Below are 15,682 nucleotides of genomic sequence, written 5' to 3'. Positions count from 1 at the left end.
GTGTCCAATAGTTAAACCAAATCCGAGGTGCGTCTATTCAGACGTTACGAAACTTGCATATCCATCGCCGAGCGTTTTGTTGATAAAACTGGAATATTGGCCGTAAGACAGGTCTGCCGGAGTTATTCGACCAAAAACCGGCGTTTCGAACACCTTCATTGGAATAAGCGCCAAAGGAACCGATACAGGCGTCAGTTGTGCTCCCTGCCCCGCCCGCAAGGTTGTCAAAATGCCGTACATTTCGCCCGCAATGCTTGGGCGCGAAAGAACCGCCATCCGATATTGCCCGGATGTATTGGTCACTAGATAAACATGACCCGAAAGATGCGGCACTGAAACACGCCCTTGCTGGGAAAACGACGTATCGGTGCGTTCGCGCTCCTCAAACTTGAGATGCGTATTCTCAGCGTCCCAGTTGATATGAGTGCAATAGGCGAAGATGTCGCTTCTATCGCCGAATGACGGACGCAAGGTGAGAAACGTTCCCTCAAGCCAGGAAACGGCGGCGCGCGAATAAGCGCCAAGTTCTTCCGCCGCATGTCCATGAGGAGCGGCTGGCTTTGGCTTTTCTGTTTCCGCCTGATCGCGCAGTTCAAATCCCATTGCCTGCTCAAGCCGGATGATAGTGGCAAGCGTAAAAGGCCGGTGCCCGGAAAGCGCCTTTTCAAGCGTCGATAGGCTGATACGTGCCTCATCCGCCAGATGCTGGCGCGAAATTCTGCGCCGCGCGATTTCCTCGCGCACACGTTCAGCAACGCGGAGATTCAATTGATCGGGCAAAACCGCATCGTGCTGGGACATGAAAACTTCCTGAATCCGTACTTTCCTTCACAATTCCACACAAAGCCAGAACCGGCAAGGTGGCTTGCGGCAAACTACGGACAAAACTTGGCAAAGCTTACGCTGGAGAGGAAACAGCACTCCGGCGCAAATTGTGTCCAGTTATCCGATAGATACAGGAGCGCACAATGTCGCCTGCCATCAGACACTCCCACAACAACGCAAGGGCAGTCAGCCTCTCGCAGTTCTGCAAACTCATCTGGTTTGTGAATATGACGATACTGCCAGTTCTGGCCGTTGTTCTTTCGCTTCTCAACGTGGCTGCGGCCCGTGCGGAAAAGCCGGCCTATGTAACGCCGAACGCCATGCAAAGCGGCAGCCTTCTGCTTCAGAGCAGTGAAGCAGGCCAATATGTCGAAGCGCCACGACTTGCCACCGATTTCGATATTGATGTCAGTGGCCCCACCGCCCGCGCCCGTCTCAGTCAGGTTTTTGAAAACCCGACCAGCGGCTGGGTCGAAGGGCTTTATGTCTTCCCACTGCCCGAAGACAGTGCGGTCTATTCCCTGAAGATGATTGTCGGCGACAAGGTTATTGTTGCCGATATCAAGGAAAAGCAGGCAGCGCGTGAAATCTATGAGAAGGCAAAAAGTGAAGGCAAGAAGGCAGCTCTCATCGAGCAGCAGCGCCCCAACATTTTCACCAATGCGGTTGCAAATCTCGGCCCGAATGAAAAAGTCGTCATTCAGATTGAATATCAGCAGGCAGTCCGCCTGAGTGACAATCGCTTTTCTCTCCGTGTGCCGCTCGTTGTCGCGCCGCGCTATAATCCCGATAACAGCGACCCGATCATTGAGACCGCAGATATTCAGAGCGGCTGGGGACGGCAGAAAACGGAACCAACCCATGGTCCCGACAATGGAGCGATTGAAACACCTCTCGTGATGCCGGGTGAAGACCGCACCAATCCAGTGACGATTACTGTCAATCTCAAGCCTGGTTTCCCGGCCGCCGATATCAAGAGCCTTTATCACCCTGTCAAAATCGATCGGCAGGACGAAAAGACATCGAAGATTGTTCTGGATGGCAAGGCCACAGCCGATCGCGATTTCGTTCTCGAATGGCAAGCTGCTGAAACCGCTATGCCCAATGTCGGCCTGTTCCGCGAACGTGTTGGAAATGACGATTATGTGCTGGCCTATGTCACGCCGCCGGTTGTCAAAAGCGCTGCAAATCAATCGCGAGAAATCGTGTTTGTCATCGACAATTCAGGTTCGATGGGCGGAACTTCGATCAAGCAGGCCAAAGCCAGTCTCGATTATGCCCTCTCCCGCTTAAAGCCCACCGACCGTTTCAACGTCATTCGTTTCGATGACACTATGACCAAGGTATTTGATGACTCAGTCCCTGCTACGCCACTTAATATCACCGATGCCCGCGAATATGTGGCCACGCTTGACGCGGTCGGCGGAACAGAAATGCTGCCCGCATTGCACGCGGCTCTTGATGACAGCCACCAAAAGGACGGTTTGCGTCAGATCGTGTTTTTGACCGATGGCGAGATTAGCAACGAACAGCAAATGCTTGATGTCATCGCATCGCGCCGGGACCGCTCCCGCCTCTTCATGGTTGGTATTGGCTCAGCGCCCAACACCTATCTGATGAACAAGGCCTCTGAACTTGGTCGTGGGACCTTTACACATATCGGCTCGGTTGAAGAAGTCGACGAGCGTATGCGTGAACTGTTTGCTAAGCTCGAAAACCCAGTTGTAACCAATGTGAAGGCCAGCTTCTCGCAAGAGGGTGTCAATCTGACGCCAGGCCTTCTTCCAGACCTTTATCAGGGCGAACCGTTGGTGATTGCGGCACGTACAAAACAGGCAATTGGCACCATTACAGTTGAGGGTACAGTTGGACGACGCCCATGGACAGTGACCTTACCGCTTGATGCGGCAAGCCCCGCCGAAGGCATTTCCAAGATCTGGGCCCGTCGCAGAATCGATGATGCAGAGGTGGACATGAAGCTTGGCAAGATTACAGGACTGGCAGCCGATACGCGTATCCTCAACCTTGCACTGGAGCATCATCTGGTAACGCGTCTTACAAGCCTTGTGGCAGTGGATCAGACGCCAACCCGCCCGGCGAATACCCCCCTCACCCGCGCAGACATTCCTTTGCAGCTTCCTGCCGGATGGGATTTTGATGCGCTGTTTGGTATCCGTGCAGACCGTAATGTGCTTAATCATGCCGATGCAGGTCAGGAGCAGATACTGGCTCGAAGCAATGATCGTCCTGCATCGCCCGATGTTTCAGCCCCTTCAATGCCTCTGCCGCAAACCGCAACTCCGGCGACGCTTAATATGCTTCAGGGATTGGGCGCTCTGTTGATCGGGTTTCTCATCTTCTGGTTTTCACGCCGCAAGGAGAATGCATGATGAGTGTCATTGTTGCCCATAACTCAAAGGCAAAGGAGCGCGCTTGGTTGCGCTCCCCCCTTGCCCTTCTGTCGATCGCCGTAATGGCCTGCGGCCTCTTTCTTCTCGGTCAAGGCATGTGGATCCATGCCAAGGCATTTGCGGCTCAAATCCTTCTGGAGCGCGCTTTCACCCAGAGCATTTCGACAGGCGGGAAAATCAAACCGTGGAGCTGGGCGGACACATGGCCGGTGGCGCGTATTGAAGCGCCACGACTGGCTGCATCAGCAATCGCTCTTAATGGTGCAAGCGGACAAGCACTGGCTTTTGGTCCCGGCCATCTGCAAAACACACCGCAAGCCGGTGAAACAGGAACTGCGGTCTATGCAGCCCATCGCGACACGCATTTTGCTTTTCTAAAAGATGTTGAGAAAGGCGACCTTATCCGCATTACCCGCAATGACGGCAAAACATATACATATCGCGCTACCCAGATGACTGTCACGCGCTGGGATGAAGCCCGGATCGATGTTCACGCGGCAGGTTCTCATCTGGTTCTTGCAACCTGCTATCCCTTTGATACTGTTACACAAGGACCGCTTCGTTATCTCGTCTATGCAGATCTTGTAGAATAGTTTTTCATTATCAAAATAAATTAAACCTCCAGAGCATATGGGAGCAGTCCCTGCATTATCAGCGATAATGTTATGCGCCGGAGGTTTATGGTTAGCGTTAGCCACCTGGTCGGCAATTCATCTCGGTAAAGGCAGCGAGCTCACTTTTATTCTCGCTAAAGCCGAAAGCTTTGATGGTGAGCTTGCCGATCATCGTATCGTTACACAGCATTATGGAAGTGGGCTTTTTGCCTGAAATATTCATATCGCAAATCGCACCGAAGCTTTCGTGGCCAGATTCGCCCTGACTTCCAATGAGCAGATTGCAGTTCAGCTTTGCTGCAATACCAAGCTGATTGAGATCGCTCTCAAAATCAGCGGCACGTTCTGATATCGCTTGCTTATCGGTGATATCACGGACCTCCAAAGTTTCGGCAGCCACTGGCGCTGTAAAAAAAATCAAGCCTGCGGTCATCAAGCTACCCAATTGGAAATACATATTTTCTTCTCCTAAGCCTTAACCGGATCTGCAATCTCAGAACAGATTATCAATACAATCACATTGCCTATGTCTAGACGTTATTTGGTTCAAAACAATTCCATGGCCGGTGTGCGTATCGGCGTGTTCGTATCGGTCCCTATTCTCGTGGCCACCCCAGTTTGCGAAAGTTAACTCTTTGTTAAGTTTCAACACAGTGATGGAGATAACATTCCCCTCAAATCCTGTTTCCAACCACTATCAGAGCATAGGAGCAAGTATCAATTCATTGCAGTTGTCTTTGTTGAATATGCAGAGCGCTGACCATGAGCGCCTTTACCGAAAACGCGTCTTCAGCAGCCTTTTCCGTGAGAATGCGAAGATAACCACTCACGGAGCGAATATCGTTATAGCGCTGGAGCAGATAGGCAATTGTGATAGCCGTATTCTGCCTTCCAAGCATTTTCAGAGCCATTTCATAGAGTTTGGTATCGATGCCGATAAAGCTTCGTACCTTCTCTGCTGTGGCCGTCAGATGTTCCCACTGACTTATCGGACCTGATGCGTAAGCGCTGATCTCTGGACAGGCTCGCAGAACCATATCGAGAGAAATGCCGGCCTCAATTGCGCAATCGGTTTTGATTTTGATCGCAACTGTGTCTGAATTCGCGACGTTCCTATCAAAATGGGAATCTGGTTTTGATTCATTAAGCTGCCGCTCATTTTGGGATTCATTGTCGCTCAAATTTTGAACTTTTTCATTATTATTCAAAGCTTTATCAACAGAACCACGAATTTCATGCAGTTTTGCGACGAGTGTTGTCAGCTCGAGCATCTCTGCACGACGTGGAATGCTGTCGACAACCGCACGGAACTCGACGTTGAGCTCATCCCACGGACCAACAAGCGATGCTTCTATTGCATAATCGAGGAGCTTTGATATGTCGCGACGCAGCAAAGTCAGCTGTTCCCGGATTTCGCGCAGAGCGATCTTCTCGGATTTGACCTGTTCGGCAGCAGCCTCAAACTCGACTGCACGCGCCAAAAGTGGTGCAAGCGAGAAACCAAAGGCAACCTTTAACTCACCGGATTTGCTTCGACGAGCATAGCGTTTGCCGTTCGGGCTATCCTGACGCGTGATGATACCAGCCTCGACCAGCGCTGCCAGATGACGACGCAATGTTGCATCGGCCATGCCATGCGCGCGCAAGGCCAGCTGCTTGTTGGAGGGAAACACCACCAGAGCGCCGGTTTCGACCAGCGTATTCTCAGGATAAAACGATAGCAAAGCAGACAGAACCGCTAAAGAACGATCACTAATGCCAATGATATTCTTGCCTTCGCACAGCCAACGATGAAGCTGCCACTTATCAGCAGCAGCTCCCTGAGGGATTTCGCGAGCTTTTTGATGCACTGCCAACAAGGCGTGCGTCATCCGCTGACTGCCAAAAGGCGTCAGTCCGAATTGAGACTCCATTTTCTTTCACCTTCCACAAGGCAAAAGAAATCCACCCGCCGAAATGACGCTAATTACACTTGACAGTGATTCGTAGATTTGCGATTCTCTAGCTGCTAAACCAATGAGAAGGGCTTCCACGCGGCGACGTTTGGGGGCCTTTTTCTTTTGCTGCTGTTTCCTCTTCGTTAAATTATGCAGATGACCACCACCTGCACTCTTCCACTTTTATTCGATACGCTGATTAGATGGGGGATAACTGCCCTCACCCGATACGCTTACTCACTTCTCGTCGTCGCTGAATGACGCATAAAGCGTATCCAGATTACGCGAAATCCATTCAGCAAAACGCGGACCATTGGCTGCACTGAGCGCCAGAGTTGCTGTTTTGCCATTCTGTTTGATGGTGGCACTGACGCTTTTGTCTGCTGCAGTCCAGCTCGAACCGGGACGTATTGCCGCCTTCGTAACTGGTTTCTTCTGGTTAGAGCCTTTGAGATGACCATAGAGCTGCTCAAAGCGTGTGCCAGACTGTGCTGCCTTGAAGGCAGCCGTTGCCATCAACTCACGCGCCGCATCAGCTTTACCAGGCATTTCAATCAGCTTGCGCAGTTCAAGCCAGCGGTCACGACCAATACCTTTCGCTGGTCCGATAGCAACGAGCATATCTTCGGAGATTGCGCGCGGAATGGTCAGCATCTTCGACAGGGTCTGGTAATCGATGGAAAGAGCGGCCTGAATAGCTTCACGGCTATACTGCAGTTCCTCAAGGCGTGCTGCAAACAGCACACGCTCGATGAAACTGAGATTGGCACGAGCAGAGTTTTCCTGACCCTGGCTTAGAATATGTTCAAGATCAGCGAGAGGCTTGATGACGGCCTTGACCTTGATCCCAAGCTCACGCGCAACCTTGGCCCGACGATGACCGAATACGATCATGAAACGACCGCTGGTCTCGGGGTGAGGACGCACAAGAATAGGACTATCCTGTCCACGTTCGCGAACAGCTTCCAAAAGCTCAGCATATTCCTGATCATCAGCTTCAGGCAGACGATCGGCTATGAAAGACGCATCGAGAACTTGAGGATCGAGTTCGACGATGGTTTCACCATCAAGCTTCTGGGAAGCCTGCTTGGCAAGTTCATCGATCGACGCAGAGAGAGACTTTGCAGCACCAAAACGACGCGAAACATTTTCGGCCGGAGAAACGGGCTTTTCTTCCGCTTCTTCGGTCTGCATTACGCTCTGAAAAATGTTCTTCCGTGCCATTCTCTTATCCTCAAACCAGTCATAAGCCTGATTTTATTTCATATTTTCCGAATTAGACTGCCGTCTAACGACCCCAGGCTTCATGAATAAGCCCGCGAATTTCCGAATTAACGCCCTCAAGAGCCTCCATAGCGCGATCATAAGTCCCGCGGTTCATGGAAGAACGCTCAACTTCATAGAGTGTCTGCTTTGTAAGACCTGCATCGGATACCGCAGTCGATTTGAGCATCTGGTGCTTGAGCATGTGGGATGCCAGCATGCTCTGCATAAAACCAACCATCTGTGCCTGTGGCACGTCAGTCGGCTCATAGCGGGTGATCAGATAGCGGAACCAATCGAGTTGCACTGCACCGCCAGCCTGACGCACGGTCTTGAGGATATCGCCAAGCATAAGCAGGAACTGCGACATCGACATAAGATCGAGCATCTGCGGATGAACCGTGATGAGAACCGACGTTGCCGCTGAAAGGGCGGTCAGTGTCAGATAACCAAGCTGCGGTGGGCAATCGATGACGACCACATCATATTCCGCGTCCACTTCAGCAAGTGCAGACGCAATACGATTCCAGAAGGTTTTACCTTCGCCGCCATTCTGCATTGCAAGCGGCGTGTCATATTCATATTCCTGTAGCTCAAGCATTGCAGGGATGATATCGAGACCCGGGAAATTGGTCTTGCGAATGACTTCGCGGATGGATTTGCGCTGCTCGTCATAGCGAACGGCTTCGTAGAGCGATGGGAACTCATCAAGCTCCGGCTGAATGCCGTGGAGCGCTGAAAGGGACGCCTGCGGATCAAGGTCGATTGCAAGCACGCGGTGGCCGGTCAACGCCAGATGTTGCGCCAGATGCGCCGCAGTGGTCGTCTTGCCGGAGCCACCCTTGAAGTTCACAACACCGATAACCTGCAATTTATCATTGCCACGGCGATGCGGAACATAGCGCTTCATTTCGGCACGACCGTTTTGGTCGAGCCAATGACGGAGTTCCTGAACCTGCTGGATTGTATAGGCACGGCGTCCGCCGGAAAGGATGATGGGATCAACCCCCTTACCTTCAAGATGCAGTTTCTTCAGATTGCTCGGAGATACACCAAGGAAGTAAGCCGCTTCAGCCATGGAAAACTGGCGCAAGTTTTTACGCGCATCAGGCGGGAAGTTTTCATGACGCAGCAGATTGAGCTTGCGCGAGATCTCTCGCCCTTGCGTCAATATCATGTCGTCAAACGACACTTGCTCTGCTTTATTTGCGATATTCATAGACTTGGGATCCCTAGTGACGGCACTGGAACTAATACCGTCTAAATACCGTCATTATGTCCGATTCTTATTTTGCCGCAAGGGGCGTATATTAACAAACAGTTAGTATCGCTGGTGAGCCGGTCTGGAATCTATCTCCATTGGAATCGAAATAACTCTATCTAACTGAATATAAAGAGAATTAAGGATAATAGACGGCAGTCTATTCAGGAGACTGGTTTAAAATTATGAGATTCTCTCCCGCATTCAAGCGAGATCGGTAGGCTGGGCAACAATACTTGTGGGAGAATCGGTCTGCTATCCCGTTAGCAGTAAAGCAGCCCGTTATGCATAGGACGCGCTGGTCGCGGCAGAGTTGGAAAGGTTCTGCTGTTGACCCAGTCAGGGAGCCCAGAGCGTGTCGCGCACTCGCACCCATCAAGCTTGCACTAGCTTCTTTGAGTTGTTGCATGTTCGCAAACGCTTAATGAACCCTTTTAAGCGCGACATGCTTTAGCGGACAATTATCGTGTAAGCCTCGTTCTCCGATGAGTGGCTTATTGTAAAGGAGTAATTGGAAGCCTCTTGTTTGGATGTCCTTCAATAAGTGCTCTTCAATTTCCCGCAATCAACATTCGTATCGAACAGAGGCCTGCACTGAATAGGCTGGCGGTGGCGCAAAATAGGATTGATGCGAAGCCGGTTGGAGCGCAACACTATTGGATTGAAGTAGATCGATCCTCCAATGTTATATTCGAATTGCGCAGCTTAGTTTCAAAACTGTCTCACATTGCACAGGGCGCACAGATTGACCGCGTCACGAGGCGATATCCCCGGCAAATAACATTATTATTGCGGCAGGATGTTTTGAGCAATTTCCTGAAAAGCGTTCAAAGGGCGGGGCCGTTATTAAGCGACGGTGGAGATACAGCATTAGAACGAGCGAAGGCGGTGCGTGAAGTTATGCATGTTAGACGTAGACATTCTTAACCAAATAGTCCTATAGTACCTATCAATGAAGACGGGCCCCTTCCAAGACCTCGTCACGCTTATTTCGAGAAAAATAAGCCTCCCAGCCACGTGTCGGAGTGGCTAAACAAAAATCTCATTTAGATTGATTAAAGCGCGATAGATTGTTCTTTTTCAAAAAGATAGCTCTATGCACATTGATCCAATGCGCACGCGTAACGGGGTAAGCGGGGCAGATTTGGGCTCTGACTCATATGTGGAACGTATATGGACCTCGCCCGATTGCAACAGGTTGTTGATCTGGATTTGATCACAATTGCTAATTCATTCCGTCGTTATCAGGGCAGTAGGTCATCCGCCGCTCATAACGCTCTTTTTTCGGCTTTTTGGCCTTTTTTGCGATTGGAATCCTGTTTGGTAATCTCAACGCCATGGCGATGCGCCCACTGGGTCAGGTTGCAGGGCTAGGTGCATCCCTAATCGCTTCAGGAACGAGCCTCGTCGCCACGCTTTTCGCCATAGGCTTGGGTGTTGCCGCAATCGTGCTCGGAGAATTGTCGTTTCGCGTCGGCGACGCTCCAGTCGTACCCATTGTAATTAGCGGTGAGAATAGGCACAGCAGATGGCCCGATTACTATTGCATCTCACCGGTCTAGGGACATCGGCTGGTGTCCAGAAATTCATGCGGCTTTATCATGCCACATCACCTGAAATTATCTGACTGATTAGTCTTCTTGTTTTCATTGCAGGAGCGCTCGAAACGACCGAAAATGGGTATTTGTGACGTAACTAGTCAGTAGTTTCGTAAGCGATTTTACCGTTTTCGGCATGTGCATGCCTCATAGCCTCCGGCAAATAATCGGCCAGGTTTCATACCGATGTGAGCAGCAACGTCGAGCAAAGTTGTAACACGCAGCGCTTTGGCCATGGCAATTGAAGCCTCTGCACAAATGGCGGCATCTTCGGCAGCATTATGATGCTTGAAGCTCAATCGCAGATAACTGGCCAGTACATTTAATTTATGTGACGACAGATCGGGCCAGACCTTTTGCGCCATTTTGACCGAGCAAAGATATTGAAGTGCGGGATAGCTCTGTCGGTATTGATCAAGACACGCACGCCAGACACTGAAATCAAAAGAAGCGTTATGCGCAATCATTGTTGCGCCGCAGAAATCATCGGCAAACTCATCCATAACTTCAGGAAATTCAGCCGCATCTTCGACATGTTCCGGTCTAATGCCATGAATGGCGATGTTAAAAGACGAAAAGCGCATCTCTTTGGGGCGGATCAATCGTTCGACGACACGCATAACGCGGCCGTTTTCAATCCATGCCAAGCCCACTGAGCAGGCGCTTCCCCGCTGTTCATTTGCGGTTTCAAAATCAACGGCAATAATTTTCAAGTTGCGCTCCAGCTATTGTTTAAGCTGTTTAAGTCTAAGCTCGACAATTGGCAAACGTGGACGGCCAGCAGAAACTGAGGCGCATCCCCAAATTCCGGCGAAAGGAAAACGGGATTGCTGAACTGCGTCGACTACAGATCAACTCATACGATTAGCCTTGCCGCTTTTCCTGATTTGCGTTCAGCATAATTATAGTAGCGCGCTGCGTGATTGACGGATTTATACTGCGACTGCTGCATAAACTTGGAAAGGGAATGCCGTTGCGGGCGGCTTGTGTGAGATTGCCAAAGCGCCGGCCTCCAAACTTTGAGATTATGCTACTTCTTGCAGAATAGTGCGGATAGGCAGTGGTGCTGTACCAAGATATCCTGCAACCATCCTGGTGATATGCCCCACAGTATCTGCTTTATCGGAAAGTGAGTGGTCGCAGTCATTGAGAACGGTGGCATGGGTCAATGTCTCTATTGGAACGCGTAGCCAGCATCTTGTCGACCATTGTTCCGAACTCTCCCGAGACGCACGTGAATCAAGTATCGTGAGCACCGTTTCGACAAAACTTGTGGCTGCGCTAAAGCCCGGCTAGCATCGGCTCAACTCCTTCCCCGTTCTGCCCCCCGAATCCATGATGGAAGCCACCGTGAACGAACCGACCGCCATTGAAATTTCAGTCGAAGCCGCATCTCATAAGGGCGAATTTTTCCTAGTCGATGCCGGCTTCTTGAGCAACGGCAGGGTCCCCGGCATAGAAATTGCCAACGAAGAGAAGCTGGTCCATCCGGGGATGAATGTTGTCTCGCGTCCCAACGGAATGCCAGATCTGTATCCGGAGCGTCCCCACCTGGTTCATGTACCGGAGAAGGGCGGAATGCCGCGCGATCTGGAAGAACTCTCTGGCATATGGATTGTGTCGGAACCTTTGAAGCGACTGTTTGAGCAGATGGACGCCGAGGCGTTTGCATTTATGGCATGCGACTTCAGCCTTGCTGATGGGAGCCTCGGTCCTCAGTACTACCTAGGCAATGTGCTGCGCAGACTCGATGCCCTGGATGAAGCCTCCTCTCGCGTGAGGATCAAGCTCGACCACAATTATCAGACCGGCGAGGACGAGAAACTTTATAGCCTCGTCGGCGGAGCCAGCTTGGTGTTCAAACCGGATGTTGTGGGAGAAGCCCATATCTTCCGCCAGGATCGCATGGGAGCACCTCCCATCTGCGACCGCGCCATGTTTGATGCATTGAGTGCAGGCAACTTCTCCGGCGTACGGCTGCGCGATGTAGCCAATATATAAGAAGGGCCCCTTTAAACGGATTCTTGAATGAGGTTTGTGCATGGTCGATGCACCGGTTTTTCAGGGGCACCATCTGAGAACGCGGCATCCATGCACTCAGACGGCAAATCCAAGGACTGAGCGTCTGCCTGGATCGGTCTCACCTGGCTGAGCAAGGCCCGAACTATTCGTTCAAAAACCAATGACGACGGCTCTAAATTGTTCATTGACAGCTATCACGTGGTCGGGCCCACGTGCGGATGGTCGCCTCTCAACCCCGATTTCTGACATCTGGGCTGGATTTCAAAGCAACCTTGACGCTCGTCCACTGCGCCGTTTGGCATTGTTGTAATCATCAGAAGCCTGCTGGACGGAGCGATGACGCGATTGTTCCATCGCTTCGGGCAGCCGTATGCCAACGATTGGCCGCTTCGGTGAGATAGCCGGAACGCAGGCCGTGTGCTGAGAATTCGCTTGCATCGAGACCGGCCATTTGTGCGTGTTGCTTGACGATCCCGTTGATGGCGCTCGGTTCCAACGCGCGCGCTGAGACATTGCCCCATCGATCAATCTTGCGGAACACACTGCCCTTGTCGATTTTTGCCGCTTCCAACCAGCGGGTGAGGGCTTCGACGGGGCGGCCGGTCAGATAGACGATCTCGTCCTGATCGGCACCACTGGTTTTGGTCCGTGCGAGATGAATGCCGAGTGAGGGGAGGGGGTGCCATCCTCATCGGTGAGAGGCGCCTGCTTGACGAATTGTTCCGTTCACAGCCTGGCAATTTCGCTGCGCCGACGGTCGCCCGAGGCAAAGGCTACCATCAGAATTGCCGTGTCGCGCAAAGCGGCGAGATCATCACCCGAACATGTTGCCAGCAGTTTGCCCAAAATGTCACCGGTGATGGCACTGGCACTCTTGCGGGCTAGGCCGGTTAACGGCGCGCACCGCAAGCCGGATTGCCGATGTGACAGAAGGCGAGGAAAACGATTCTTCCAGACCCCGCCCGCGGCTGAAGGTCGACCAGTTGGCCAGACGACGCCTGACGGTGGCCGGTGCATGCGGCCTGGATACACGCAGAAAGCCTTGTCGGCGCAATTCTTCTTCTACGCCTACCGGAATGCCGTGATCAGGTTTGATCTCGCCTTGTTGCGGCCGCCACAAATGATGCGCGACGAATTTCAAAAGCAGGGTTTCCGGCACCGGGTAGGGGACGGGATCGCCGGTTGCGGCCATTGACCAGGCTTCGAGATAGGCCAGATCTGAAGTAAGCGCGCGCAGCGTGTTTTCGCCCATGCCTTCATTGACCAGATGGCGCAGGGTCTCGACATCCTGATCCGTTAAAATCTCGGCCAGCATGTCCCGTCGGTTCAACGTCAACACAGAAGCAATCGTATCGAGTTGCTCTGCTCGGCTCAGGATATTTGAAGGCACTTGGGTTGGTTTGGTCATAGAATGATGCTTCCTGACTCAAAAGTCGCGGAAAATTTTGTTATTCCTATATTACGGAAAATAGCGATTACCACAGCATCTGCAGAAACAGCGCTTTCGAAGAATTTTGGTGCTTAACAGAACGCCGCTTTGCGCGAACCGGCCATCCTTACCAAAAAGCGGCATGATGCTTGTTTTCACGGTTCTTCTGCATTACATTGTCATACATGAACAGGAGGTAGTCCAATGGCTGCAAATCAACTGGTACAAACCCGGATCGATGGTGAGGTGAAGGCTCAGGCGGCAGCAGTGCTGGCAACAATGGGCCTCACGGTTTCTGACGCGGTACGTCTGATGCTGACGAAAGTTGCAAAGGAAAAGACTTTGCCTTTCGAAATCTGGCAGCCAAATGCAGAAACCATTGCTGCGATGGAAGAGGCGCGTTCCGGAAGTCTCAAAGCAATGTCTTTGAATGAAGCAAAGGCAGAGATGAGAGCAATTATTAATGCGGACGATTAAACTCACTTCTCGTTTCAAAAAGGATTTGAAGCGAGAGAGAAAAGGGCGGATCGCTCCACGCTCGAAGCTGACCTTTTTGATGTCATGGATATGCTGAGCAGCGATGCGGTGCTGCCTGAAAAATATCGGGATCATGCCCTCACTGGCGTCTGGAAAGATCATCGGGATTGTCACATTAAACCTGACCTCGTTTTGAACTACCAAAAGACAGATGATGACGAACTTCTGATTTTACAGCTTGTTCGGCTTGGTTCCCACTCGGAACTGGGACTATGACCAGAACAGTCTCTGACGGCCCCCCCCGAATGAAGGACAATCTTGCTCGAAAATGCCGGTCTACTGGCAAGTTCGCTCAATAGGGAACGACTGCCATTGCTGCTCTGTGCGCCGAAATCAATAACCATCGATAAGAGATACTTACCGGAGATCATAAACTAACATGGTTAATGTCGCGGTAACCATACTTATGAGCATATTAAGTTTAATAGTGGCGAATTAATAATAAATTTCAATCGTTAAACGGCGCCCAGTTCAGCGTGTAGCGTGTGAACCGCAACTGGCCCTGACGCGTCAGAGCCCCTTTGTCGACCAGATCCTGCAGATCGCGGGTGGCAGTTGCGCGTGAGGTTTTCGTGATGGCGAGATAATTGTCCGCACTCAAACCGCCAACAAAGCCGTCCGGACCGGCTTCAAACAACCGCGCCACGACCTTTTCCTGCCGTGGATTGAAGGCTCCCCGGTAACGGTCATAAAAATGCGCTTTGTCGATATAGAAACGCACCCGTTGCAGGGTGAGTTGCTGCGCTGCCAGCACGGTTTGCCCAAACCATAGCAGCCATTCTGTCACGTCAAGCGTGCGCTGATGCTGTTCCAGTTGCGCATAATAGGCTTTGCGGTTCTGTTCGATGGCAAAACTGAGCAGGATCAGACTGGGTTGGCCCAAGGATTGCGCGAGGGTTTTTTCGGCCAGTGCACGGCCAAGACGTCCATTGCCGTCTTCAAACGGATGAATGCTTTCAAACCATAGATGGCTGAGCGCCCCGCGTGTCAGCGCGGGGAGGGGAGACGTGCCATTGGGTGCCGTCTCATTGAACCAGGCAATGAAATGGTCCATTTCGCCTGGCACCTGTTCTGAAGGCGGCGCTTCAAAATGAATCGTGGGACGGTCCAGATGTCCGGAGACGATCTGCATGGCGTCAGTATGCGTCCGATAAGCACCGATGGTTTCGAGATGTCGGTTGCCAGCCATCAGCATCTGATGCCAGCGTAAAAGGGTCGCGTCGTCAAGCAGCGACGCGTAACTGCCATACACATCGATCATCATTTCTGCGATGCCGTGTTCACGCGGTTGCACCGAACGCCGGTCGGTCGCCAGGCCCAGTTGACGTCGCAGCGATGACTGCACACTGAGCCGGTCCAAAGTCTCGCCCTCAATGGCGCTTGTCTTGACCGCTTCATCGCTGAGCAGTTCGATGCGTAAAAGATTGCGCTGTTCCTGATCGATATGGCGAACGGCACCGATCACCTCGCCGGAGGACAGCAAGAATTGGTGCTCCAGACTGTGCAGCGCCGCAGAATCATAACGGAAATTAGGCCAGTCTGGTTGTACCCAGTTCCAGGTCATGAGCGATAAATCCCTTTTCTATAGCTCATAATAGCATAAATTATGATTAATAGAAGCGTCATCTATTGCTCAAACCATCCCATTAGCAGATAGTGATAATGACCGCTTTCGCCTCCGTTGCGGTCGATTATCGTTATGAATGACTTCCCTGAAAGCGGACACTAAGATAGTGAAAGGCGTCGCGGGTTTTGGAGTCTCGCTTCTGACGAAGGAGCGCTGCC

The 15,682-nt window shown here is 51.7% G+C and carries 11 protein-coding genes and 3 pseudogenes; 5 read left to right on the top strand and 9 right to left on the bottom strand.

The window, feature by feature from the left end:
• Nucleotides 1-33: 33 nt before the first annotated feature.
• On the bottom strand, nucleotides 34-801 hold the full coding sequence (locus CES85_RS06650; RefSeq protein ID WP_095445160.1) for a helix-turn-helix domain-containing protein: 768 nt from the start codon (nucleotides 799-801) through the stop codon (nucleotides 34-36).
• Between the two features lie 167 nt (nucleotides 802-968).
• Here CES85_RS06650 and CES85_RS06645 point away from each other — a divergent pair, with 167 nt between their 5' ends.
• On the top strand, nucleotides 969-3,215 hold the full coding sequence (locus tag CES85_RS06645; RefSeq protein ID WP_095445159.1) for a marine proteobacterial sortase target protein: 2,247 nt from the start codon (nucleotides 969-971) through the stop codon (nucleotides 3,213-3,215).
• On the top strand, nucleotides 3,215-3,829 hold the full coding sequence (locus CES85_RS06640) for a class GN sortase (RefSeq protein ID WP_095445158.1): 615 nt from the start codon (nucleotides 3,215-3,217) through the stop codon (nucleotides 3,827-3,829). Before CES85_RS06645 ends, CES85_RS06640 begins: the two co-directional genes overlap by 1 nt.
• A 97-nt stretch (nucleotides 3,830-3,926) precedes the next feature.
• Here CES85_RS06640 and CES85_RS06635 read toward each other — a convergent pair whose 3' ends face one another.
• The 6 genes and pseudogenes from CES85_RS06635 to CES85_RS27745 form a co-directional block, all read right to left on the bottom strand.
• Complete coding sequence (locus tag CES85_RS06635; protein WP_244923243.1) at nucleotides 3,927-4,283, bottom strand: hypothetical protein; 357 nt, start codon at nucleotides 4,281-4,283, stop codon at nucleotides 3,927-3,929.
• 289 nt (nucleotides 4,284-4,572) lie between these two features.
• A complete protein-coding gene (repC, locus tag CES85_RS06630) occupies nucleotides 4,573-5,763 on the bottom strand; it encodes a plasmid replication protein RepC (protein ID WP_095445156.1) in 1,191 nt (396 codons plus the stop codon).
• 261 nt (nucleotides 5,764-6,024) lie between these two features.
• Nucleotides 6,025-7,011 (bottom strand): plasmid partitioning protein RepB, encoded by a 987-nt coding sequence (gene repB / locus CES85_RS06625; RefSeq protein ID WP_095445155.1) that lies wholly within the window; start codon nucleotides 7,009-7,011, stop codon nucleotides 6,025-6,027.
• Between the two features lie 64 nt (nucleotides 7,012-7,075).
• Nucleotides 7,076-8,269, bottom strand: coding sequence for a plasmid partitioning protein RepA (gene repA, locus CES85_RS06620; RefSeq protein ID WP_095445154.1), 1,194 nt, complete (start codon nucleotides 8,267-8,269; stop codon nucleotides 7,076-7,078).
• Nucleotides 8,270-10,031: 1,762 nt separating this feature from the next.
• On the bottom strand, nucleotides 10,032-10,622 hold the full coding sequence (locus tag CES85_RS06610) for a 3'-5' exonuclease (protein WP_095445153.1): 591 nt from the start codon (nucleotides 10,620-10,622) through the stop codon (nucleotides 10,032-10,034).
• Between the two features lie 143 nt (nucleotides 10,623-10,765).
• Nucleotides 10,766-10,920, bottom strand: a pseudogene (locus CES85_RS27745) (integrase); the annotation flags it as partial.
• Between the two features lie 339 nt (nucleotides 10,921-11,259).
• Between CES85_RS27745 and CES85_RS06600 the strand changes: the two are divergent.
• Nucleotides 11,260-11,910, top strand: a complete 651-nt coding sequence (locus CES85_RS06600) for an imm11 family protein (RefSeq protein ID WP_244923169.1) — start codon at nucleotides 11,260-11,262, stop codon at nucleotides 11,908-11,910.
• A gap of 282 nt (nucleotides 11,911-12,192) precedes the next feature.
• On the opposite strand, the pseudogene CES85_RS06595 reads toward CES85_RS06600, so the two are convergent.
• Nucleotides 12,193-13,339: pseudogene (locus CES85_RS06595) on the bottom strand (tyrosine-type recombinase/integrase).
• A gap of 225 nt (nucleotides 13,340-13,564) precedes the next feature.
• Between CES85_RS06595 and CES85_RS06590 the strand changes: the two are divergent.
• On the top strand, nucleotides 13,565-13,837 hold the full coding sequence (locus CES85_RS06590; protein WP_095445151.1) for a type II toxin-antitoxin system RelB/DinJ family antitoxin: 273 nt from the start codon (nucleotides 13,565-13,567) through the stop codon (nucleotides 13,835-13,837).
• A 72-nt stretch (nucleotides 13,838-13,909) separates the two neighbouring features.
• A pseudogene (locus CES85_RS06585) lies at nucleotides 13,910-14,113 on the top strand (type II toxin-antitoxin system YafQ family toxin); the annotation flags it as partial.
• 232 nt (nucleotides 14,114-14,345) lie between these two features.
• On the opposite strand, the gene CES85_RS06580 reads toward CES85_RS06585, so the two are convergent.
• Nucleotides 14,346-15,461, bottom strand: a complete 1,116-nt coding sequence (locus CES85_RS06580) for a Fic family protein (RefSeq protein ID WP_095445150.1) — start codon at nucleotides 15,459-15,461, stop codon at nucleotides 14,346-14,348.
• Nucleotides 15,462-15,682: the final 221 nt, after the last annotated feature.

The organism is Ochrobactrum quorumnocens, from assembly GCF_002278035.1.
Taxonomy (GTDB): domain Bacteria; phylum Pseudomonadota; class Alphaproteobacteria; order Rhizobiales; family Rhizobiaceae; genus Brucella; species Brucella quorumnocens.
Note: the sequence above shows the minus strand (reverse complement) of the source record. Positions and strands in the feature narration are given on the sequence as shown.